Origin of the sequence: Qipengyuania nanhaisediminis (genome assembly GCF_045862805.1) — a bacterium.
GTDB classification, from domain to species: domain Bacteria; phylum Pseudomonadota; class Alphaproteobacteria; order Sphingomonadales; family Sphingomonadaceae; genus Erythrobacter; species Erythrobacter nanhaisediminis_A.
On sequence record NZ_AP025760.1, the window covers coordinates 1521201 to 1544062 of the forward strand.

Consider the following 22862-nt stretch of genomic DNA (forward strand, 5'->3'; position numbering starts at 1 on the left):
TGCCACCGCGATCTTTGCGAACCGTTTGCAGTTATTTGCAACCGAAATGCCTGTCGCACAAAGCCTGGAACAGCCGACCGCGCTCCTCGAAATTGGCGAACTGGCTGTGGCTGGGCGCGGCAGGAGAGAGCAGCACGACATCACCGTCGCGCGCTTCCCCGGCGATCCGCTCCATCGCCTCGGCAAGGTCGGAGCACGGGCAAGCGGGGGTTTCGGGCGCGAACTGGGAAAGCGCCTCGCCGATCCGCGCACCGGTATCGGGCAGCAAAAAAGCGAACACTTCGCCGCGATCGCCGATGGCCTTGGCGAGGGCGGAATAATCCTGTCCGCGATCGCTTCCGCCCAGGATCGCGTGGACCCTGCGATCTGGATAGAGCGCCAGCGCGGCAAGCGTAGCCTCGGGTATGGTCGAGATCGAATCGTCAATCGCGGTGATACCGCGCGCGCACGCGATAACCTCGAGCCGGTGCGGCAGATCGCCGTAATCGCCCAGGTCAATCGCCAGCGGATCGTCGATCAGCCCCATGGCGCCAGCCACGCTGGCCGCGGCGGCGAGGTTCCCGATATTGTGGCTGCCGCGCGGGAGCGAGCCGGTGACCGCGACCGGGCGGCCCGCATGGTGGAGTTGGCCGTCAATCTCTGCATAGCCGTCATCGCCGTTGAACCAGCAGGTGCGCGGGTGATCGCCGAGCCGATCGCGCAGGCGCGGGTCACGGGCATTGGCGAAAACGCGCGTCTTTTCGTCGAGCGATGCGAGCCGAAGCTTGGCGGCGTAATAATCCTCGACCGTGCCGTGCCAGGGCACATGCTCGGGAAACAGGTTGGTGAACACCGCGAAATCGGGACCGTGCGAAAGGTCGGCGCACTGATACGACGACAGTTCGAGCACGGTGAGGTCGCCGCCCGGCTCCTGGGCGAGCGCGGGAACCCCGCCATTGCCGAGCAATTGCGTGTCCGCGCCCGCGGCAAGCGCGATGTGATGGATGAGCAGGCTGGTGGTGCTCTTGCCCTTGGTCCCGGTCACCGCGACGGTGCGGGCGGGCGAGCGCGCTTCGAACCACAGATTGGTTCCGGAGGTGAAGACCGTTTCATTCGCCTTGCCGGCAGCGATTTCGGGCCTGATGATGGGCACTCCGGGACTTTTCACGACAAGTCCGAACTGCCCGCCCGCAATCGCCTCGCGCGCGGCCTCGCCGGTGACGAGCGGCAGGTCGCGGCAGCTTGCCGGCCTTTGCTCGTCCGGATTGTCGGACAGCAGGGTGATCGCCGCATCGGGACGCGCCTTGCGCAGGTAAAGCGTCGCCGCCTCGCCGTCGCGGCCCAGGCCCCAGATCCCGATCCGTTCGACCTTAGCCGGCATAATCGGCTATCAGATCGGCGAAACGCGGTGGGAGCGGCGCGGCGCCAGGTTTCAGAAGCCCGGCAATCCCGCGCTCGAGATCATCATCGCCAATCGCCAGTTCGCCTGCGAGCTTGCGCACGATCGCAGCCTCGCGCCACGCGGGATCGCGCGCCAGGAGAGCGAGTGTGAGCGCGCTTTCGCGCTCTTCGCCGACGCAATCCCACGGCTTGTGAAGGCCGATCCCCATCAGGTCGCGAAAGCCGCTTTCCTGGGCCGGATCGTCGAGCAAATTGCCGGGGAAGATGGCCAGCAAGCGGTCCTTGTCCATTGCGGGCGCCATCAGCAGGAAGGTGAAGCGGCATTTGGCACAATCGCCGCACCACAAGGCATCGGGGCGGTCGCGCAGGGCGAAGGCGCGGTTGCAGCTGGTAAAGACGCGGTCGAAATCGTCGCGCCGCGCGAACAGCCGGGCGATATGCGGCTCCGACAACGGGCGCAGCAGCGAGAAATAGGCAAGTCTCGGTTCGACATCGCGCGCGATCGTGCGGGCGAAGTCGCGCTCGAACGCGGTGCTCTTGGAATATTGGTGGTTCACCGCGCCGTCTTGGCCGATCAGGTTCGGCTCGTCGGCCGAACGCTCGTTCGACAGGATCACATTGCCATATCCGTGGATCAAAGCGGCGATCACCGCGATCATGCTGACAATGGCGGTGATCGGGACATGGCCGTTATAGGTGCCGGGCCGCTCGTTCCATTCGAACAGGCCGGGATCGAGCTTGCGGGTGACGCGCAGCAGCGGGATATCGGCCACCTTTGCGGCATTGACCATCGGCCCGCGCGGATTGACCGCGAACAGGGCGAAATCCTCGTTCGCCGCCTGCATTGCCGCGAGGCTGACCAGCGAATCCTTTCCCCCGCCGATCAGCACCAGCGATTTCGCCTCGGTCAGGCCGGTGTCGGCAGCGTCCTTGCCCGGTCGCTGCTCGCCGCCGGTGAAGTTCAGCCGGTCCTTGAGCGATAGCCCTGCGCGATGGGCGAATTCGGCCAGTCCTGCGCGGTAGGTATCGGCGATGAAGCCGCGCGCTTCATCGGAAAGTTCGAGCGGGCCAAGATCAAGCGTCCTGCTTGCGAACAGCTTGTAGTAGCTCACGCCCGCAAGCGCGCTCAACAAATGAGCCGCGCTCTCGATCGCGTTTAGCCGTTCTGCGCTCAACTGATCGAAGCGCGCGTGAAAATCGAGCTGTTCGGTGAATTGCGGCCCGTCTTCAAAACCGTAATGCAGTGCGAACGTCCCGGCCTCGGGCGCGAGAGTGAAACCGCCAAACCGGAACGAACCGGGCGCATCGCCGGGGTCGTTCGGGGCAGGGTGGGACATGTCGGACATCGTAGCGGGTGAAGCAATCCAGATTGCCGGCGGGGACGGTGTCGCTCCGCCTCGAGCGCGGTTGACATATGGCAGGCCAGCGCGAAGCGTCTAGACCTTGGCTCCAAGTTTTGTCAGAGACTTGTTCATGTTCGATCCCGTCTCCGTATTGTTGGCACTCGCCCTTGGCTATGCGATCGGGTCGATCCCTTTCGGCCTGCTTTTGACGAAGGCGGCGGGGCTGGGCGATGTGCGCAAGATCGGCAGCGGCAATATCGGCGCGACCAATGTGCTTCGCACCGGCAACAAGGCGCTTGCCGCCGCGACGCTCCTGCTCGATCTGTTCAAGGGCCTCGTGCCGGTCCTTCTGGCGGGCGCGATCTGGGGGTCGCTCGATGCAGGCCAGCACTTGCGCGCCCTCGATCCTTCGGCATCTGGCTGGCCGATCTACGCCTCGCCCGAAGCGGCCGCGGCGCTCGGCGCGGTGCTCGGCCATTGCTTCCCGGTCTGGCTGAAGTTCAAGGGCGGCAAGGGCGTTGCGACCAATGCGGGCGTGTCATTCGGGCTGGGATGGCCCATCGGCCTCGCTTACGCGCTGATATGGATTGCGATGCTGGCGATCTTCCGGATCAGTTCGCTCGCGGGGATGAGCGCGGTCGTCGCGGCGGCAATCGCGGCAGGCGTTTTCGGCTATGCGGCTTTCGTTCCGGTGCTGGCGCTCATCGCGCTGCTGATCATCTGGCTCCACCGCGCCAATATCGCCCGGCTCATGCAAGGCACCGAACCCAAGGTCGGTTCCAAGGAATGACGAGAATGCGGACCTGATGGAGGGGCAGGGGTCGCAGCCAAGCCTGAGCCAAGCGGAAGCCTTTGCACGCATCCGGCTGCTGCGCTCGCCCAATGTCGGGCCGGTCAGCTATCGCCAGCTGATCGCCCGCTTCGGCACGGCGACCGCCGCGATCGAGGCGCTCCCCGGACTCGCCTCGCGCGGCAAGCGCGCTTACCGTCCCGCCCCGCGCGATGCGATCGAGCGCGAGGTTGACGAGGTTCGCCGTCACGGCGCACGCTATCTTTTCGATGACCAGGACGAATATCCCGAGCTCCTTCGGGCTATCGAGAGCGCACCGCCGATCCTCACCATTCGCGGGCGCATCGCGCTTGCCTCGCAGCCCTGTGTCGCGATGGTGGGAGCGCGCAACGCCTCTGCTGCGGCGACCAGGCTTGCGCGCGAATTTGCCGCCGCGCTCACAGACGCGGGTTACGCGGTGGCGAGTGGCCTTGCGCGCGGGATCGACGGGGCGGCGCACGATGGCGCGATGCCAGCCACTATCGGGGTGATCGCCAGCGGGATCGACATCGCCTATCCGCCCCAGCACGCCGATTTGCAGGAACAGGTGGCGAGCGAGGGGCTGCTGATCGCCGAGCAGCCACCGGGCACCGAGCCGCGCGGACGCCATTTCCCCAGCCGCAACCGCATTATCGCCGGGCTGGCAAGCGGGACGGTGGTGGTCGAGGCAGCGCCAAAGTCCGGCTCGCTCATCACCGCGCGGCTGGCAGGCGAGGCCGGGCGCGAAGTCATGGCGATCCCCGGCTCTCCGCTCGACACCCGTTCGCAAGGCTGCAACCAGCTAATCCGCGAAGGCGCGGTGCTGGTCAGCGAGCCGGGCGACGTGATCGAACTGCTCGAAAGTTTCACCGGCGCGCCGCGTTCGGCCTATCGCGTCAGCGAAAGCGCGGACGGGTTCGACTACAGCGAGCTCGAACATGCCGATCCTGCCGAGGGCGCTCAAGCGGTCGCGGGGCTGCTGACGACCGCACCGGTCGCGGTGGACGAGCTGATCCGCCAATCGGGCGCGAGCGCGGCGGCGGTTCATCTCGCCTTGCTCGAACTCGAACTGGCGGGGGATATCGAACGGCATCCGGGTGGCGCGGTGAGCCGGACCGGACCAAGCTGAATGACGAGACACCAGAGCCACCGGGGGGCAGCACCAGACCAATGAACAGCAATGTTACCTTTTCCGAATTGTGCGAGCAGACCTTTGCCGAGATTTCCGGTCACTCGCGCGCGGTCATCGTGTTTTTCGCCCTGATGGTGCCCGTCGCCGCGCTTGGCGAATGGGCCCAGCCGTCGAATTCGGCCGGGTTCGATATCGGGTTCATGATCGATGACGAACTCGCAGCGCAGGGGCTCTCTGCCGTGCTGGCGGTCGTTGCGGCGGCGATCATGAGCACCGTGCTCACCTTCTACCTTTACGCCGCGATGGTGCGCCGGACCCATGCTCCGGGTTTCCATCGCTTCTGGCCGTGGCTCGGCATCTACATCCTCTCGTGGCTTGGAATCGCGCTCGGTTTCATCGCTTTGATCGTTCCCGGGCTGATCCTGCTGACACGTTGGTCGGCCGTGTTGCCGATCGTGATAGAGGGCAGGGTGCCGGCCATGGATGCCTATGGCGAAAGCTGGCGGGCGGTGCGCGGGAACAGCCTGACGGTTTTCGCGGTCGGTTTTGTCCTGCTCGTCGGATTGCTCGTCATCAGCGGGATCATCGGGGCGCTGGCAATCGCGAGCGCGGGAGCAATGACCATCGCGGTTCCGCTGATCTCGGGCATGATCGATGCGCTCGGAACCATAGTGTTCGTGGCCTTTTCGGTCGCGATCTATCGGCTTATGGCCGCCAACACCGAGGACGTGGCACAAGTCTTCAGCTAAAGGCCTGCCCATGGCATGGCGAGCGACCGGTGAGAGGCGATATACGCGGCGCTCACATGGCCTCTTGACGCTCGCGAGAAACCGACCCCACTCTCGCGCGTACGTACACACGTAAGGATTTCAGACCTCTCATATGCAACTGGTAATCGTTGAATCGCCCGCCAAGGCGAAGACTATCGAGCAATATCTCGGCAAGGACTTCAAGGTTCTCGCCTCCTATGGTCATGTCCGCGACCTGCCCCCCAAGGATGGCAGCGTCCGGCCCGACGAAGGCTTCGCGATGGACTGGGAGCTTTATCGCGACAAGCAGAAGCGCTTCAAGGAGATCGCCGACGCTGCCAAGGACGCATCACGCCTGGTTCTCGCGACCGACCCTGACCGCGAAGGCGAGGCGATCAGCTGGCACGTCCAGGAACTGCTGAAAAAGCGCAAGGCGCTCCCCACCAAGGTTGACCGGGTCACTTTCAACTCGATCACCAAGAAAGCGGTGACCGACGCCATGGCAGCCCCGCGCGAACTCGATCAGCCGCTGATCGATGCCTATCTCGGCCGGCGCGCGCTCGATTACCTGTTCGGCTTTACCCTGTCGCCGGTGCTGTGGCGCAAGCTGCCCGGCGCAAAATCGGCAGGCCGCGTGCAATCGGTTGCGCTGCGCCTGATCGTCGAGCGCGAGCGCGAGATCGAGGCGTTCAAGCCCGACGAATACTGGTCGGTTCTCGCCCATCTCGAACATGACGGGACCGGCTTCGATGCGCGGCTGGTGCGTTTCCGCGGCGAGAAGCTCGAAAAGCTGAGCCTGGGCGCTGAAGGCATCGCGATGGAAGCCAGGCAAGCGGTCGAGAGCGGGCGCTTTACCGTCGAGGATGTCGAGAAGAAGCCGCTCAAGCGCAATCCGCCGCCGCCCTTCACGACATCGACCATGCAGCAGGAGGCCGCGCGCAAGCTCGGCTATTCGGCGAGCCATACCATGCGGCTCGCGCAAACGCTCTACGAAGCGGGCGCGATCACCTATATGCGTACCGACGGCGTGCAGATGGATGGCAGCGCCATTGCCGCCTGCCGCGATGCGATCGGCGAGCGCTATGATGACGGCTACCTGCCCGAAAAACCGCGTTTTTATGCCACCAAGGCCAAGAACGCGCAGGAAGCGCACGAGGCGATCCGTCCGACCAATTTCGGCCGCGACCGCGCGGGCAGCGGCGACGAGGCGAAGCTCTACGCGCTGATCTGGAAGCGCGCCATGGCAAGCCAGATGGCGACCGCGCGGCTCGAACGCACCACAGTCACCCTGCGCGATGCGACCGGCCAGAACGAACTGCGCGCCACCGGGCAGGTCGTGGTCTTCCCGGGCTATTTCGCGGTCTACCAGGAAGGGTTCGACGACAAGGACGAGGATGAGGACGGTCTTCTGCCTGCGCTCAAGGCTGGCGACCTGCCGGCCAAGACGGGCGTCGAGGCGAACCAGCATTTCACCCAGCCGCCGCCGCGCTTTTCCGAGGCGAGCCTGGTCAAGCGTCTCGAGGAACTCGGCATCGGTCGTCCTTCGACCTATGCCTCGACCATTCAGACGCTGCGCGATCGCGATTATGTCCGGATGGAAAAGAACCGTTTCTTCGCAGAGGAAAGCGGACGTTTGCTGACCGCGTTTCTCGAGCGGTTCTTCCCCACCTATGTCGCCTATGACTACACTGCCGGGCTCGAGGACGAGCTCGACACGGTTTCCGACGGGCGCGAGGATTACAAGGACCTGCTTTCCAAGTTCTGGGCCGACTTCAAGCCCAAGGCCGACGAGGTCATGGACAAGATGCCGTCCGAGGTGACCGAGGCACTCGACGAATATCTCGCCGAATACCTCTTCCCCGAACGCGAGGATGGCAAGGACCCGCGTTTCTGCCCGCTGTGCGAGCAGGAAGGGCGTGATGGCGGCCGGCTGGCCCTGCGCGGTGGTCGGTTCGGCGCGTTCGTCGCGTGTCAGAACTACCCCGAATGCAAATATACCCGCCGCTTCGCCCAGCCGGGCGGCGACGGGGCGGATCAGGCCGAGGACGGGCTGATGGGCACGCACCCGGAGACCGGGGCAGAAGTGCATCGCAAGTCGGGCCGGTTCGGTCCCTATGTCGAAATGGAACACGACGGCACGAAGAAGCGCGCCTCGATCCCCAAGGACCTCGACGATTTCGATCTCGACTGGGCAATCAAGCTGCTCGACCTGCCGCGCATCATCGGGGCGCACCCTGAAACCGGCAAGGAAATCGAGGCCGCGATCGGGCGCTATGGCCCCTATCTTCGCCACGACGGCAAATATGCCAAGCTGTCGAGCACGCGCGACGTGTTCGAGACCGGGATGAACGCCGCGGTCTCGCTGCTCGCGGAGGCTGCCAATCGCAAGGGCGCAGGCCGCGGCAAGGCCGAACCGATCAAGACGCTGGGCGAACACCCGACCAGCGGCGGCGAAATCAAGGTCATGCCCGGGCGTTACGGCCCCTATGTCACCGACGGCACCACCAATGCGACCATTCCCAAGGATGTGAAGCCCGAGGATGTCGAGGCGGCGCAGGCGATCGAATTGATCGATGCGCGAGCTGCCAAGGGTCCGGCCAAGAAGAAGCGCAAGAAGGCTGCACCCAAGAAGAAGGCGGCTGCCAAGAAGGCTTCGCCCAAGAAAAAGGCGACCACCAAGAAGCCAGCCGCTGCCGAGGAATGACCGGGGCGATAGCGCGGTCTCTTCGCGGCGGCGGGCTTGCTCATAAATCCTTCAGCATTCGCCTTTAAGTCCAGCCAGAAGACCTGGGGTGAATGCCGTGATCGAGATCGAAGTCCAGAACGAGACCCACCAGAGCCAGCACCGCATGCGTTTTGCCGCGGTGCCGCGGATCGGCGAGGGCATTCGCCTGCGCGAACCCGATGGGATCTGGGCGAGCTACGACGTGCTCGACGTGTGGTATCAGAAGGCTGAATATGGCGATATCTGGATGCCTTTCCTGCACGTGCGCCTGACCCCGGGCGAAGGCGAGGGCCTGAGCGATCCTTGCGATGGCGAAGACAGCGCGCACGACCTGGCCGCAGAGCCGCGTTTCGCCTCGCTTGCCGGGGAGGCAGAACCATTCAAAATCTGATCAAGCGCACCACCGGCCCGAACCGGACGAAGCCCGCAGGCGATGCGGTCCCGAGCGAATATGAAAGCGAGGGGCCTGCACAGGCGTCGCCGCGCGGACACGGCGAGCCGCCTGCTTCCGGGGAACAGCCCGCTGACGATCAGCAGGCGCACCAGCCGGGCGATATTGACGCTGTCGTGCGCGCGGCAAGGGCGCTGCGCGACGGCAAGGCGGCAGCATCCGAAGTCCAGCAATCGCAGGCCAATATCTGCCTCATCGTCGATGACAGCCGGGTGATCCGCAAGGTTTCATCCAAGATTGCCAGGAGCATGGGCTATGTCCCGCTCGAGGCGCAGGACGGGACCGAGGCGCTTGCCCGCTGCCGGCGCGCCATGCCCCGGCTGGTTCTTACCGACTGGGAAATGCCCGAGATGAACGGGCTCGAATTCGTTCGACATCTGCGCGCCATCCCCACGCCCAAGCCGCCGGTGATCGTCTTCTGCACCTCGAAAAGCTCGGCGCAGGACGTCCATGCCGGGATCGAGGCGGGCGCAGACGATTATATCGTCAAGCCTTTCGACGAGGCGGCGCTGCGCGCCAAGCTGGAAGCCATCGGGCAGACCTGACCGCGCCCGGAAGAATTGAGCGCGTGCCGCGCGCATCCCATCATTTGCTATTGTTGGCTGCGCGCAGAGCGTGAAAGCTGCGCGCTCGATGTTCAAGGGGCACAATCAGCGCGAAGGGCAGCGCCACGCTGTCACCGTCTACGGGCGGTTTCGCTACAATGGCCGCGCTTATGAGGTGCCTTTGCGCGACCTGTCGCAGACAGGTTGCCGGTTCTTCGACCGCCACGGCTGCCTCGCCAAGGGGACACCCATCTCGCTCAGGATCGCAGGGATGGGCCCGTTCGAGGCGGTGGTGATGTGGAGCGCCGATCAATATGTCGGCGTCCGGTTCGACCGGCCGCTCTACGGCCCGGTGCTCGAACACCTGGCCACGATGTGAAGATCTAGCGCACCCAGTCGAGCCCCATTTCCTCGAACACTTCCTTGTCCTCGGACCAGTTTTCCGAGTGCTTGACGTGGAGGAAGAGGTGCACTTTCACGCCGAGCATTTCGGCCAGTTCCTTGCGCGCAGCCTCGCCGATCGCCTTGATCTTCGCGCCGCCCTTGCCGAGCACGATCGGACGCTGGCTTTCGCGCGCGACGACGATCTGCTGGTGAATTTCGAGGCTGCCATCGGGGCGGTTCTGGTAGAGTTCGGGCCGCACCGCGATGTCGTAGGGCAGTTCGTCGTGCAACTGGGCATAGACCTGCTCGCGGGTAATCTCGGCGGCGAGCAGGCGTTCCGACGCGTCGGAAACCTGGTCCTCGGGATACATCCACACCCCTTCGGGCATCATCGCGGCGAGAGCCTGCTTCATGTCGGCAACGCCGTCGCCGGTCAGCGCTGAGACGAAGAAGGTCTCCTCGAAACCGATCCGCGAATTGAGGTCCTGCGCAAGCGCGAGCAACGGTTCCTTCTTCGCCTTGTCGACCTTGTTGAGCACGAGGATCTTGCGCTCGGGCCGCTTCTCGAGCGCCTCGAGCAAGGGTTCGAGTTCGTGGCGGCGCTGCTTGATCGGATCGACGATCAGCAGGACGGCATCGGCGCTTTCCGCGCCTTCCCAGGCCGCGCTCACCATCGCCCGGTCGAGCCTGCGCCGCGGGGCGAATATGCCGGGCGTATCGACCAGGATCATCTGCACTTCGTCGAGGAGCGCGATGCCGAGCATTCGCGCGCGGGTCGTCTGTGCCTTGGCGCTGGTGATCGCGACCTTCTGGCCGACGAGCTGGTTCACCAGGGTCGACTTGCCCGCATTGGGCGCGCCGATCACGGCGACGACGCCGCAGCTTGTAGGGGTGTCATGGGTGTTCAACCGAATTCCTCCAGAAAGGCCTGTGCGGCGCGCTTTTCGGCTTCGCCCTTGCTCGAAGCGGTGCCGTGTGCAGTGCCGACATTGTGCACGCTGACCCGGACCGTGAAGCGGGCGGCGTGATCGGGGCCGCTGCGCTCCGTGACCTCGTAGCGCGGCATGGCCCGCTGGTTGCCCGCGGCCCATTCCTGCAAGGCGCTCTTGGGATGCTTGGCCTTGCCGACATCGCCGGAAAGTTCGCCGTGCCACAGGCGGTAGATGACTTCGCGCGTGGCTTCGTAGCCATTGTCGAGGAAACTCGCCCCGATCAGCGCTTCCATCACGTCGCCCAGGATATTGTCGCTGTCGGCTCCGCCATCCTCGCGCGCCTGCTTGCCGAGCCGCATGTGGGACGAGGCCCCGATCGCCCGCGCGATCCGCGCGCAGCTCGCCCCGCTGACCAGCGCGTTGAGCCGCTGCGAGAGCCGGCCTTCGCGGCTTGCGCTGTCATGGTAGAGCCAGCCCGCGATCGCGAGACCGAGGACCCGGTCGCCGAGAAATTCGAGCCGCTGGTAATCGGCCTCGTCGCTGTCCGAGCGCGCGCCGTTGAAGCTGCCATGGGTGAGCGCTTCGAGCCAGACCCGGTCATTGCTGACGGAAAATCCGACAGAGCCAAGCCAGGCGCGCGTTTCGGGGGGCAATTGGGTCATGATGGGCAAACGATCAAAGCGCCGAGCCGATCCGGCCCCAGCGCGCAGCGGTGAACCAGGTCCACGGTTTCACCCATTGCGCGCTGCCATCGGTCGACCACATGATCACCGATGCGCGGCCAACCAGATTGGCCTGCGGCACGATCCCGACCGCATCGCCGCTGCGCGCGGCAAACCGGCTGTCGCGCGAATTGTCGCGGTTGTCGCCGAGCACGAACATCGCGCCTTCGGGCACGATCGTCGGGGCGAAGCTGTCCGAAGGGGTATTGCCGAAATCGAGCACCGCATAGCTGCGTCCGCCCGGCAGGGTTTCGCGGAAGCGCGAATAACGGCACACCGCCTCGCCTGCGCGGTTGGTGGCTTCCTCGCCGCCCCAGGCGCACGGCGTGTTGGGAGAGATCGGAATCTCGAAATCGGGCAGCTTTTCGCGCTCGATCAATTCGCCATTGAGCAGGACCTGCCCATCCACCATGGCCACGCTATCGCCGGGCAAGGCGATGACGCGCTTGATGTAGTCGGTCCGGTCGATCGGATGCTTGAAAATCACCACGTCGCCGCGCTCGGGCTGGCTGGCAAGCACCCGGCCCGGAATCAGCGGCGCGCCATAGGGCAGCGAATTGCGCGAATAGCCATAGGGCCACTTGGCCGCGAGCAGGTAATCGCCGTTCCACAGCCTTGGCAGCATGCTCTCGGACGGGATCGAAAAGGGCGAGAAGACGAAGCTGCGGAACAGCAGCACCGCGATCAGCAGCTTGGCCAGGAACCAGAGGAAACCGGCGAGGGTTTCGCTGGACTGTTCGCCGGCATCTGTGGATTGGGACTTAACATTCATCACCGCTCCCCTTAGTCCGCGCTACTTGCCAGCGCAAAGGGGATTTGCCCGTGACCAACCAAGCCCGAACCGATGCCATCTGGGAGCGTCTTGCATCGCTCGACACGCCGACCCTGGCAAAGCTGTTCGCTGCCGATCCGCAGCGCGCCGAGAGGCTGTCGCAGCGGCTCGAATTCGCGCTTGGCGAGGGCGGTGAGGACGAATCCTCGCCCGATCCGGTGGGAATGCTCCTCGACTGGTCGAAGACCCATCTCGACGATGACGTGCTGGAGGCGTTCGAGGAGCTCGCCGAGGCCGCCGCGTTCGACGCGGCGCGCGAGGCGCTGTTCGATGGCAATGTCGTCAATCCCACCGAAGGGCGTCCGGCGACCCATGCGGCGATGCGCGGCAGCGGCAGCCCGGCAGATGTCGAGGAAGGCCAGGCGCTGCTTGCGCGCATGGGGATGCTGGTCGAGGCGATCCACCAGGGCGCGCTTGGCGACATCAACCACCTGATCCATATCGGCATCGGCGGATCGGCGCTGGGCCCGCAACTCGCGGTCGATGCGCTGACTCGCGACCTGGAACTGGTCGATGTCCATGTCGTCTCGAACATTGACGGGCTGGCGCTCGAACGCGCCTTTGCCGCCTGCGATCCGGCGACGACGCTGATCGCGGTCGCGTCCAAGACCTTCACCACCACAGAGACCATGACCAATGCCGCGAGCGCGCTGAAGTGGCTCGGCGACAACGGGGTGAGCGATCCCGGCGGGCGGGTCGTGGCGCTGACAGCCAATCCCGAACGCGCGGTCGAATGGGGTGTCGATGAAACCCGCATCCTGCCTTTCCCGCAGAGCGTTGGCGGACGCTATTCGCTGTGGTCGAGCATCGGCTTTCCGGTCGCCCTGGCTGTGGGGATGGAGGATTTCGCCGCGATGCTGGCGGGCGCGAAGGCGATGGACGACCATTTTCGCGCCGCACGGGGCCGCGCCAATGCGCCGCTGCTCGCGGCCTTTGGTGATCTTTATTATACCCGCGTGCGCGGCTGCCAGACGCGTGCGGTCTTCGCCTATGACGAACGGCTCGCGCTACTGCCCGATTATCTCCAGCAGCTGGAAATGGAATCGAACGGCAAGGGCGTGAGGGCCGACGGTCAAGCGCTCGACCGGCCCTCTGCCCCGATCACCTGGGGTGGGGTGGGCACCGATGCCCAGCACGCCGTGTTCCAGCTTCTGCACCAGGGGACGCACCTCGTGCCGGTCGATTTCATTGCCAGCATCGCGCCGGGCGACGCGCTCGATCCCGCTCACCACAGCGCCCTGCTGATGAACTGCCTTGCACAGGGCGCGGCCCTGATGGCGGGCAAGCAATCCGACGACCCCGCACGCCATTATCCCGGCGACCGGCCCAGCGCGACCATCCTGCTCGACGATTGCGATGCGGCAACGCTTGGCGCGCTGATCGCCTTTCACGAACACCGCATCTTCGCCGCGGCCGTGCTGATGGGCATCAATCCGTTCGACCAGTTCGGGGTCGAGCTCGGCAAGGAAATGGCAAGATCGATCGGCGAGGGCGAGGGCGAGTTCGACCCGAGCACGCGCGCCCTGATGAAAGCCGCGGGGTTCGGGCCCTGACAGGCCAGCCTGGCTTCAACCCCTGTTCAGCCAAGCTCTTTTATAGATGAACGCAATCCGGTGCCGCGCGACTGCGAAGAGACGAATCTCGTCTTCGACAGCGCATCTGACCCTCGCGCGATTCACGAATGATTGTTGCGCCGGACCATGCGAAAGTGGCGTGCAGTTGACGTAAGCGGAATGTCGCTTCGGCTTGCGCGCACCAATCGCGATCCATTTGCCTTTCGGTAAAATACCCGTATTTTGCGCGAAAATCGCAGCCTTATCCTCTCGACCCCAAGGGCCCTTTCGATGAAATCTCTCCTGACGATGGCAAGTGCCACCGCCGCGCTCCTGCTTGCACCTGCCGCTTTGGCTGGCAATTCCGGGGCCGAAGCGCGCGCCGAAGCCAATGCCGAGACGCAGGCCGAAGGCTACGCGCTGGCAGCGATCGGCACCGAAACGCCGGTCCGGCTGGTTTCGTGGGACGGCGATTTTGAATTGCTGAAGACTTCGCGCCGCCTGCGGATCTGGCGCAGCCACGTCGCGTATCGCATGACGGTCGATGCCGAGGGCAAGGCCACGACCTGCGAGCTGACCGAGACGTTTCGCCGCACCTATGTCGCTGACAGGCTCTGCAATGTGCTGATGGCGCATCACACCTTTGCGCCTGCCACCGACGCATCGGGCAAGCCGGTCGAGGGGCAATATGTCTCGCAGCTTTCCTATGCCGAGATGCGCGAGCGCATGGATTGAGCCTGCTCTCGTCCGGGTTTTCGCGAAGCGCGATGTTGTTCGCGCTCAGCGCATTCGCCGCGCCCGCTCTGGCAACAGGTGACGAGACTGCCGCACCGACAACGCAGATGGCTACACCTCCGGTGCTGGTGTCGTTCGACGGGGGCCACGCGCTTGCCGTGGCGGTCTATCGCCAGCGCATGCTCGCCCGCACGATCACTTACACCCTGACCGTGGATGAGCAGGGCACACCCACCGATTGCACGCTCAACCCGCATTTTCGCCGCAAGGCCACCCGATCCGCGATCTGTCGCCCGCTGCTGCGCCACATGCGTTTCGAACCGGCGCGCAACGCCGCTGGCGAACCGGTTATCGGCACATATACCGACGGAATTGGCCTGAGGACCGGGATCACACCAGAGCGCTGATAACACGAAGTTTTCGCGCAATCGCTTTACTTTTGCGCGCGCCGCACCCATATGGCGCTCCAAGCGAGACAGCTAGCCAGCGTGAAGCGGCGGCTCTCAACAGACCCGCCCCGGCCTGTCTCGATCATCTCTTCCTGACTTCCCTATTCACGCGGGTGGTTTTTACCCCTGCGGCTGCACGCGCCCATTGTCGGCGCGCGCATCGCGCATATTCATGCGAGTTTTCATGACACAATCTATCGATACCATTCGCTTCGAAGACCTCGGGCTGTCCCAGCCTGTCCTCCAGGCGCTTGACCTCAAGGGCTACGATACGCCCACCCCGATCCAGCAGCAGGCGATCCCGCCTGTTCTCGAAGGCCGCGACCTGTTGGGCATTGCCCAGACCGGCACCGGCAAGACCGCGGCATTCATGCTGCCCAGCATCGACCGCCTGCGCGAAAGCGACAAGCAGATCCCGTTCAAGTCGTGCCGCATGCTGGTGCTTGCGCCGACGCGCGAACTGGCTGTGCAGATCGCCGCGAGCGCCAAGGATTACGGCGCGCTTGCCGGGCTCAAGGTGCAGTCGATCGTCGGCGGCACCAGCGTCAACAAGGATCGCAACAAGCTGCACCGCGGCACCGACATCCTGATCGCGACGCCGGGCCGCCTGCTCGACCTCATTGACCAGAAGGCTTTCAACCTCAACGGGGTCGAGGTGCTGGTGCTCGACGAGGCGGACCAGATGCTCGACCTCGGCTTCATCCACGCGCTCCGCCAGATCAACAAGCTGGTGCCCGCCGACCGCCAGACCCTATTCTTCAGCGCCACCATGCCCAAGGCGATCAAGGAGCTGGTGAGCGGCTATTGCACCAACCCCGTGCAGGTCTCGGTGACGCCCGAAAGCACGACTGCCGAGCGGATCGAGCAATATCTGTTCATGGTCCAGCAGGACGAGAAACAGGCCTTGCTCGAAATGATCCTGTCCGCGCGTCACCCGGTGCCCGGCGATCTCGAACGCATCCTGATCTTCACCCGCACCAAGCACGGCGCGGACCGGGTGGTGAAGAAGCTCAGCAAGGCGGGGATCGCCGCCAATGCGATCCACGGCAACAAGTCGCAGCCGCAGCGCCAGCGTGCGCTCGATGAATTCCGTCGCGGCAAGACGCTGATCCTGGTGGCCACCGATGTCGCCGCGCGCGGGATCGACATTCCGGGCGTGAGCCACGTGATCAATTACGAACTGCCCAACGTGCCCGAACAATATGTTCACCGCATCGGGCGCACGGCGCGCGCGGGCAAGGACGGGGTGGCAATCGCCTTCTGCGCCGAGGACGAGCGCGCTTACCTGAAAGACATCCGCAAGGTGACAGGCGCTGGGCTCGACCGGCTCGACCTGCCGGAAAACTTCCGTGCCGTGGTCGAGGGCGTCGGTCCGACCAAGCCCGAACCGCGCGGCGCGACCCGCGTCTCGCGCAAGAAGGTAAGGCCGAAGCCCGCAGGCCGTTCGCAAGGCGGCCAGCGCGGACAGGCGCGCGAAGGTGGCGAAGGCCAGAACCGCGCGCGCAAGCCAGGTGGCAAGCACACTGCGCGCAAAGGGCGGCCTTCGGGCGGCCAGCGCCGGGGATCGAACCCCGCGCGTTCGGGCGCAGGCGGCGGCCGCGGCCGCGGCTGATATCATCGGCTGAAAATCATGAAGGGCGCTGCGTGCGAATTTCCGCACGCAGCGCCCTTTTGCTTGCAGGAATCGTTAACCGAGGCGGTTTACAATCGCGCCACCAACAATTTTCAAGGGCGCCCAATTCATGATCCGCACAGAAACCACGCTGATAATCGGCGCCGGTGCCAATCGCGAGATCGAGATGCCCGACGGGCGCGACCTGCTTGCCAAGATCGCGGCGGGTTTCGAATTCGAGCGGCTCAATTCCGAGGTGAAATCGCGTGACCTGATCGCGCTCGATGCGCTGTTCCGCGAGATCGCGCCCGAAATCGGCCTGTCCTATGAAGATCTGGTCACCGGCGCGATGGCGATCCGCGATGCGACGCTGGTGAGCACCTCGATCGACGCGATTCTCGAGCAATATGGCCATGACAAGGCCGTCCTTGCCGCCGGAAAGATCGCGATCGTGTTCTACACTCTCCAGGCCGAGGCGAAATCGACCCTCGCCGCAGAGCCGCGCGCACCGGGCGAACTGCCCTTGCGCGGGACCGAGAACTGGCTGTTCCAGCTCGGCCAGCTGATCGTCAAGGGCGTGCCGCGCGCGCGCGCAGAGGAGTGCTTCGACAAGCTTTCCATCGTCTGTTTCAACTATGACCGCGCGATCGAACACTACCTGCCCTGGGTGGTCCAGCGCGCCTTCGGCATGGATTACGAAGAGGCCTGCGCCCTGGTCGCCGGTCGCCTGCGGATCGTCCATCCCTATGGCATGGCAGGCCGCCTTCCCTGGCAGGCGGAGGACGACAATGTCGCGGCCTGGGGCGATGAAAGCGCGGGCAATATCGCTGCCTTGTCCAAGCGCATCTTCACCGCCAGCCAGCGCGCCGGATCGCGCCAGTTCCAGTCCTATCTGCGCGCCGAGATGTCGCGCGGCAAGCGTCTGGGCTTTCTTGGCTTCGGCTTCGACCCCATGAATGTCGCGATGCTGTTCGACAATCTCGAACACGATCATCCCGACATGCTGGTCACGCTGGTCGGGGTCGGAGCGGTCGAGCGCAAGGCTATCCTGCGGCTGATCCACCGGCTGACCAGCATCACCGATGAAAGCCTCATCACCCTCGAGGACATGAAGGCCTACGAGATGCTGCGCGATTACGGCCGCTTCTTCGAAAGCTGACACCGCGAAGGGCGCAGGACCAGCGCCGCTTGCTGTAACCCGGTTGTCGCGGCGGTCGAACCCCTGCATATGCGCGCACAGCTATCAGGAGGCAGCATGGCCGAGCAGGAATACGATTTCGACCTCTTCACCATCGGTATCGGTTCGGGCGGAACCCGTGCGAGCCGCGTGGCCGCCGCCCACGGCGCGCGCGTGGCCGCAGCCGAAGAGCACCGCGTGGGCGGAACCTGCGTGATCCGTGGCTGCGTACCAAAGAAGATGCTGGTCTATGGCGCGCAATTTGCCGAAGACCTCGAAGACGCGACCCATTTCGGCTGGACGGTCGAAGGCAAGAGCTTTGACTGGAAGAAGCTGCGCGATCACGTGATGAAGGATGTGGCCCGGATCGAGGGCGTTTACACCGACACGCTCGAAAAGCATGAGGTCACGCTGTTCCACGAACGCGCCGAGATCACCGGCGATCACGAGATCACGCTCGCCAGCGGCAAGGTGGTGACCGCGAAATACATCCTGATCGCCACCGGCGCGCGCCCGCACGTGCCCGGTTTTCCGGGAAGCGAGCATGTCATCACTTCGAACGAGGCATTCCATCTCGACGAGGTCCCCGGCTGCATCCTGATCCTTGGCGGCGGCTATATCGCCAATGAATTTGCCGGCATCTTCAACGAGTTCGGCAGCAATGTCGTGATCGCCAACCGCTCGGACGTGATCCTGCGGCAATACGATTTCTCGATGCGCGACCGGTTGATGCAGATCTCGATGACCAAGGGGATCGAGTTCCTGTTCAATTGCGAGGTCGAGGCGATAACGAAGCTCGACGATGGCCGGTTCGAGGTCGAATTCCAGAGCAAGGAAGCGCGCACCTTTGACATGGTCATGGCCGCGACCGGCCGTGTTCCCAATGTCGAGGGGCTGGGGCTGGAGACCGTCGGCGTCGAAATGGGCAAGCGCGGCGAAATCAAGGTCGATGCGTTCTCGAAGACCAATGTCGACTATATCTATGCCGTGGGCGACGTGACCGACCGCGTGCAGCTGACCCCGGTCGCGATCCGCGAAGGCCAGGCCTTTGCCGACAGCGTGTTCGGCGAGGGCGAACCCTATGCGGTCGATCACACCTGCATTCCGAGCGCGGTGTTCAGCCACCCGCCGATCGCCGCGGTCGGGCTGAACGAGCGCGAGGCCAAGGACAAGTTCGGCCAGGTCGCGGTCTACACTTCGGATTTCCGCGCGATGAAAAACGTCGTTGCCGAGAGGAATGAGCGCAGCCTGATCAAGATGATCTGCGACGGGGCCAATGGCACGATCCTCGGTATCGCGATGATCGGTCCCGACGCGCCCGAAATCATGCAGGCCGCAGCCGTCGCGGTGAAGGCGGGCATGAACAAGGCCGATTTCGATGCCACCACCGCCATTCACCCCACCGTTGCCGAAGAGCTTGTGCTGATGCGCTAACGCTCTAGTCTCGCTCTCTCGCGGGCGCGGCGAGGCAGGGGAGGAGGCGGCGATGGCAGACAGGATTTTGGTGACCGGCGGGACCGGTTACATTGGCGGCGAGCTGGTCGACCAGCTCCTGGCAATGGGCAAGAGCGTCCACACCACGGTGCGCGACAAGGCCAGGAGCGAACCGCGTCTGCGGGCTCGCTGGAGCGAGGCGGGGGATCGCCTGCGCGTGTTCGAAACCGACCTGATGGACGATGCCGGCTGGGCCGAGGCCAATGCGGGCTGCGATGCGGTCGCGCATGTCGCATCGCCGTTCCCGCTCGCTGCGCCGAGGAACAAGGACGAGATCGTGGTGCCCGCACGCGAGGGAACCTTGCGCGCCCTCCGCTTTGCCCACCAGGCCGGTGTCACCCGTTTCGTCCAGACCAGTTCAGCCGCCGCAATTGCATACGGGCATCCGGGCAAAGATCATTTCGATCACACCGACTGGACCAATCTCGAAGCCGGTGTGCCGCCCTATATCGAATCCAAGACCGTCGCCGAACGCGCCGCGCGCGATTGGGTCGAGACCCACGCGCCCGAAATGGTGTTCTGCTCGGTCAACCCGGTCGCGGTCTTCGGCCCGGTCGCCAATGACGATCTGTCGACCTCGATCGCGATGCTCAAGCAGATGTGCGACGGGTCCATTCCGGCCCTGCCGAACATGGGAATCTCGGTCACCGACATCCGCGACGTGGTGAAAACCCACGTGATGGCGCTCGAGGCTCCCGCCGATCTCGTTCGCGGCGAGCGATTCCCCACCGCCACGAAATTCATGTGGATGCGCGAAATGGCCGATGTGCTGCGCGAACGCGCGCCCGAACTGTCGTCGCGGGTTGCAACCAGAAGGATGCCGGACTGGATGGTGAAAGCGCTCGCCCCCTTCGTGCCGGCGATGAAACAGGTCCGCTCGGAACTGGGCAATGTCCGTGATGTGTCCGGCCGCCACACCGAGGAGGTGTTCGGATTTCGCTTTATCGAACCCGAGCAGACGCTCGAGGACACTTTGCGCAGCCTTGCCGAACAGGGGCTGATCAAAGGCTGAGGCGAGCGGGCAGGCGGATCATGGCCCGGTCAATACCTTCAGGCGCCGAGCCGCGCAGGGGCGATCATCGGTGCAGAAATCCCGGCTGCCTCGAGCGCGGCGGGCCATGCGCGCCCTTCGAGCAGTGCTGCACCCGCCCGGGCAAGCGCCGGGGCGGTCTGGAAGCCGAACCCGCCTTGCCCTGCAAACCAGAAAAAACCCGGCGCATCGCGTGAAAAACCGACCACCGGCAATTCGTCGGGGGCGAAACTCCGCAACCCGGCCCAGCTGTGCGGGATATGTCGAACGGCAAGGTCGGTCGCGCTGGTGATACGGTGCGCGGCAAGCGCGACATCGATCTCCTCGGGCACCGCATCGCAGGGGTCGCTCGCCGTTTCATCCATCGCCGATGCGAGCAGGCGGCCCTTTCCTTCGGGTAGGACATAGAACCCTTCGCCCACGGTCTTGGCGAACGGCCAGTTTGCGACATCCGAAAAGCCTGGCGTGCGCAGAGCGATGACCGTCCGGCGGCGAGGCTCTATCCCGATCGGCGTGACACCCGCCAACCGGGCGATGACGTCCGCCCATGCCCCGGCAGCGTTGACCAGGACCGGCGCGAAGACGGGGCCACGGGGGGTCTCGACATGCCAAAGCCCTTTCTCGCGCCCGATTGCGGAAACCCGCGCGCCTGTGAGCACTTCGCCGCCGGCGCGCAACAGGTCGCGGCGATGCGCCTGGAGCATCGCGTCGGTGTCGAGCTTGAGAGCTTCGGTGTCGAGCAGCGCCTCGTAGCATTGCTCGGGACCGACCTTGAGGATCGGCAGAAGCGTCCGTGCCTCCTCGCCCGACAGGCGAATGGACTTGCGCACGAAGCGTTGGTGCACCTGCGCGAGCCAATCGAGCCGATCGCGCTGGTCCCTGCGCGCGAGGTGAAGGGCCGGGTGGACCTGCGCAAAGGGCGCATCGCCCGGGCCGGTGCCTCTCGCAAGCGCGTTCATGCTCATCGCGGTGAGCGTGCGGACGATGCCATCGCCCAGCCCGAAATGGGCAAAGGCCACACTGCGGCCCGATGCGTGATAGCCTGGCGCGCTCTCGGCCTCGATCACCATCACCCGCGCCCGCGAAGAGATCGCGGCGGCGAGCGAGAGCCCGGCAATGCCGGCGCCGATCACGATGACATCAGGCTTGCGCATTGCTCGTCAACATCCTTCCGCTGGCGCGATCGCCTGTTGCCCGTATCGCACGTTGACGGCTCGGCGCGGACAAGGCAACGACCGCCGCAACAGACATTCAACTACCCAGGGGCCCTTCACATGTCCGCCAATATCGCAGAAATGGAACGCCGCCGCGCAGCCGCCGAAATGGGCGGCGGTGAAAAGCGCATCGCCGCGCAGCACGCCAAGGGCAAGCTGACCGCACGCGAACGGCTCGACGTGCTGCTCGATGAGGGCAGCTTCGAAGAACTCGACACCTATGTCGAGCACGATTGCGTCGATTTCGGAATGGCCGAACAGCGGATCCCCGGAGACGGCGTGGTCACCGGGTCGGGCACGATCAACGGCCGCCTGGTCTATGTATTCAGCCAGGATTTCACCGTCTTCGGCGGCTCGCTGTCGAAACGCCATGCCGAGAAGATCTGCAAGGTGATGGACACCGCGATGAAGGTCGGCGCGCCGGTCATAGGGCTCAACGATTCGGGCGGCGCGCGCATCCAGGAAGGCGTTGCATCGCTCGGTGGCTATGCCGAGGTGTTCCAGCGCAACGTGCTCGCCAGCGGCGTTGTCCCGCAAATCAGTCTTATCATGGGGCCGTGCGCGGGCGGGGCGGTCTATTCGCCGGCGATGACCGATTTCATCTTCATGGTGAAGGATTCGTCCTACATGTTCGTCACCGGTCCCGATGTGGTGAAGACGGTCACCAACGAGGTCGTGACGCAGGAAGAGCTGGGCGGTGCGATCACTCACACCACCAAGACCAGCGTCGCCGACCTCGCCTTCGAAAACGACATCGAGACCTTGCTCGCGACCCGGCGCTTCTTCGATTACCTGCCGCTGTCGAACCGCGAGGACGGGCCGGAAGTCCCGACCAACGATCCCTGGGACCGCGAGGAGCATTCGCTCGACACGCTGATCCCCGACAACGCCAACCAGCCCTATGACATGCACGAAGTGATCGCCAAGGTGCTGGACGAGGGCGACTTTTTCGAAATTCAACCGGCTCACGCGGCGAACATCATCTGCGGCTTCGGCCGGGTCGAAGGGCGCACGGTGGGCGTGGTCGCGAACCAGCCGATGGTGCTGGCAGGCGTGCTCGACATCAATTCGTCCAAGAAGGCCGCGCGCTTCGTGCGGTTCTGCGATGCCTTCGACATTCCGATCGTCACATTCGTCGACGTGCCCGGCTTCCTTCCCGGCACCAGCCAGGAACTGGGCGGCATCATCAAGCACGGCGCGAAACTGCTCTTCGCCTATGCCGAGGCGACCGTGCCCAAGATCACCGTCATCACCCGCAAGGCCTATGGCGGCGCCTATGACGTCATGGCCTCAAAGCATCTGCGTGGCGACCTCAACTACGCCTGGCCGACGGCGGAGATCGCGGTGATGGGCGCGAAGGGCGCGGTGGAGATCATCTTCCGCCAGGACCGCGACAACCCGGAAAAGATCGCCGAGAAGACCAAGGAATACGAAGACCGCTTTGCCAATCCCTTCGTCGCCGCCTCACGCGGCTATATCGACGAGGTGATCCACCCGCACTCGACCCGGCGGAGGATCGCACTGGGTCTGCGCAAGCTGCGTACGAAGCAGTTGGAGAATCCCTGGAAGAAGCACGATAACATTCCGTTGTAGAT

Annotated in this window: 21 protein-coding genes; 15 read left to right on the plus strand and 6 right to left on the minus strand. The window is 64.6% G+C overall.

Features of this window, described 5'->3' with window-relative positions; translation table 11 throughout:
* Positions 1-31 precede the first annotated feature (31 nt).
* Positions 32-1360, minus strand: coding sequence for a UDP-N-acetylmuramoyl-L-alanine--D-glutamate ligase (gene murD / locus ACKTSM_RS07320; protein ID WP_407874003.1), 1329 nt, complete (start codon positions 1358-1360; stop codon positions 32-34).
* Positions 1350-2717 carry a hypothetical protein gene (locus tag ACKTSM_RS07325; RefSeq protein WP_407874004.1) on the minus strand — a complete coding sequence of 456 codons (1368 nt, stop codon included), beginning with the start codon at positions 2715-2717 and terminating at the stop codon, positions 1350-1352. The genes murD and ACKTSM_RS07325 overlap by 11 nt, the downstream gene beginning before the upstream one ends.
* Before the next feature lie 136 nt (positions 2718-2853).
* On the opposite strand from ACKTSM_RS07325, the gene plsY reads away from it, so the two are divergent.
* The 7 genes from plsY to ACKTSM_RS07360 all read left to right on the plus strand — a co-directional run bounded on the left by plsY (position 2854) and on the right by ACKTSM_RS07360 (position 9512).
* Positions 2854-3513: a glycerol-3-phosphate 1-O-acyltransferase PlsY gene (gene plsY, locus ACKTSM_RS07330; RefSeq protein ID WP_407874005.1), complete on the plus strand. Its 660-nt coding sequence runs from the start codon at positions 2854-2856 to the stop codon at positions 3511-3513.
* 16 nt (positions 3514-3529) lie between these two features.
* A complete protein-coding gene (gene dprA, locus ACKTSM_RS07335) occupies positions 3530-4660 on the plus strand; it encodes a DNA-processing protein DprA (protein WP_407874006.1) in 1131 nt (376 codons plus the stop codon).
* Between the two features lie 41 nt (positions 4661-4701).
* Entirely contained in the window at positions 4702-5412 is a 711-nt protein-coding gene (locus ACKTSM_RS07340) for a hypothetical protein (RefSeq protein WP_407874007.1), read from the plus strand.
* 133 nt (positions 5413-5545) lie between these two features.
* Entirely contained in the window at positions 5546-8116 is a 2571-nt protein-coding gene (topA, locus tag ACKTSM_RS07345) for a type I DNA topoisomerase (RefSeq protein WP_407874008.1), read from the plus strand.
* 97 nt (positions 8117-8213) lie between these two features.
* Positions 8214-8528: a hypothetical protein gene (locus ACKTSM_RS07350; protein WP_407874009.1), complete on the plus strand. Its 315-nt coding sequence runs from the start codon at positions 8214-8216 to the stop codon at positions 8526-8528.
* 176 nt (positions 8529-8704) lie between these two features.
* The gene (locus ACKTSM_RS07355; RefSeq protein WP_407874010.1) at positions 8705-9133 is read left to right on the plus strand and encodes a PleD family two-component system response regulator; all 429 of its coding nucleotides are present in this window, start codon (positions 8705-8707) and stop codon (positions 9131-9133) included.
* A 70-nt stretch (positions 9134-9203) separates the two neighbouring features.
* Positions 9204-9512: a PilZ domain-containing protein gene (locus tag ACKTSM_RS07360; protein ID WP_407874011.1), complete on the plus strand. Its 309-nt coding sequence runs from the start codon at positions 9204-9206 to the stop codon at positions 9510-9512.
* A 4-nt stretch (positions 9513-9516) separates the two neighbouring features.
* On the opposite strand, the gene era is transcribed toward ACKTSM_RS07360, so the two are convergent.
* The 3 genes from era to lepB are packed head-to-tail and all read right to left on the minus strand — an operon-like array spanning position 9517 to position 11943.
* A complete protein-coding gene (gene era / locus ACKTSM_RS07365; protein ID WP_407874012.1) occupies positions 9517-10425 on the minus strand; it encodes a GTPase Era in 909 nt (302 codons plus the stop codon).
* Positions 10422-11111 (minus strand): ribonuclease III, encoded by a 690-nt coding sequence (gene rnc, locus ACKTSM_RS07370; protein WP_407874013.1) that lies wholly within the window; start codon positions 11109-11111, stop codon positions 10422-10424. Before rnc ends, era begins: the two co-directional genes overlap by 4 nt.
* A gap of 13 nt (positions 11112-11124) precedes the next feature.
* The gene (gene lepB / locus ACKTSM_RS07375; protein WP_407874014.1) at positions 11125-11943 is read right to left on the minus strand and encodes a signal peptidase I; all 819 of its coding nucleotides are present in this window, start codon (positions 11941-11943) and stop codon (positions 11125-11127) included.
* A gap of 50 nt (positions 11944-11993) precedes the next feature.
* Between lepB and pgi the strand changes: the two genes are divergently transcribed.
* The 7 genes from pgi (at position 11994) to ACKTSM_RS07410 (ending at position 20035) form a co-directional block, all read left to right on the plus strand.
* The gene (gene pgi / locus ACKTSM_RS07380; protein ID WP_407874015.1) at positions 11994-13556 is read left to right on the plus strand and encodes a glucose-6-phosphate isomerase; all 1563 of its coding nucleotides are present in this window, start codon (positions 11994-11996) and stop codon (positions 13554-13556) included.
* A 291-nt stretch (positions 13557-13847) separates the two neighbouring features.
* Positions 13848-14291: a hypothetical protein gene (locus ACKTSM_RS07385; protein WP_407874016.1), complete on the plus strand. Its 444-nt coding sequence runs from the start codon at positions 13848-13850 to the stop codon at positions 14289-14291.
* 107 nt (positions 14292-14398) lie between these two features.
* Positions 14399-14698, plus strand: a complete 300-nt coding sequence (locus ACKTSM_RS07390) for a hypothetical protein (protein WP_407874017.1) — start codon at positions 14399-14401, stop codon at positions 14696-14698.
* 226 nt (positions 14699-14924) lie between these two features.
* Positions 14925-16352 (plus strand): DEAD/DEAH box helicase, encoded by a 1428-nt coding sequence (locus tag ACKTSM_RS07395; RefSeq protein WP_407874018.1) that lies wholly within the window; start codon positions 14925-14927, stop codon positions 16350-16352.
* A 130-nt stretch (positions 16353-16482) separates the two neighbouring features.
* Complete coding sequence (locus ACKTSM_RS07400; RefSeq protein WP_407874019.1) at positions 16483-17511, plus strand: hypothetical protein; 1029 nt, start codon at positions 16483-16485, stop codon at positions 17509-17511.
* Between the two features lie 96 nt (positions 17512-17607).
* Positions 17608-18963 (plus strand): glutathione-disulfide reductase, encoded by a 1356-nt coding sequence (gorA, locus tag ACKTSM_RS07405; protein ID WP_407874020.1) that lies wholly within the window; start codon positions 17608-17610, stop codon positions 18961-18963.
* A gap of 52 nt (positions 18964-19015) precedes the next feature.
* Positions 19016-20035, plus strand: a complete 1020-nt coding sequence (locus ACKTSM_RS07410; RefSeq protein ID WP_407874021.1) for an NAD-dependent epimerase/dehydratase family protein — start codon at positions 19016-19018, stop codon at positions 20033-20035.
* Positions 20036-20073: 38 nt separating this feature from the next.
* On the opposite strand, the gene ACKTSM_RS07415 is transcribed toward ACKTSM_RS07410, so the two are convergent.
* Positions 20074-21207 carry an NAD(P)/FAD-dependent oxidoreductase gene (locus ACKTSM_RS07415; protein ID WP_407874022.1) on the minus strand — a complete coding sequence of 378 codons (1134 nt, stop codon included), beginning with the start codon at positions 21205-21207 and terminating at the stop codon, positions 20074-20076.
* 120 nt (positions 21208-21327) lie between these two features.
* On the opposite strand from ACKTSM_RS07415, the gene ACKTSM_RS07420 reads away from it, so the two are divergent.
* Positions 21328-22860, plus strand: coding sequence for an acyl-CoA carboxylase subunit beta (locus ACKTSM_RS07420; protein ID WP_407874023.1), 1533 nt, complete (start codon positions 21328-21330; stop codon positions 22858-22860).
* Positions 22861-22862: the final 2 nt, after the last annotated feature.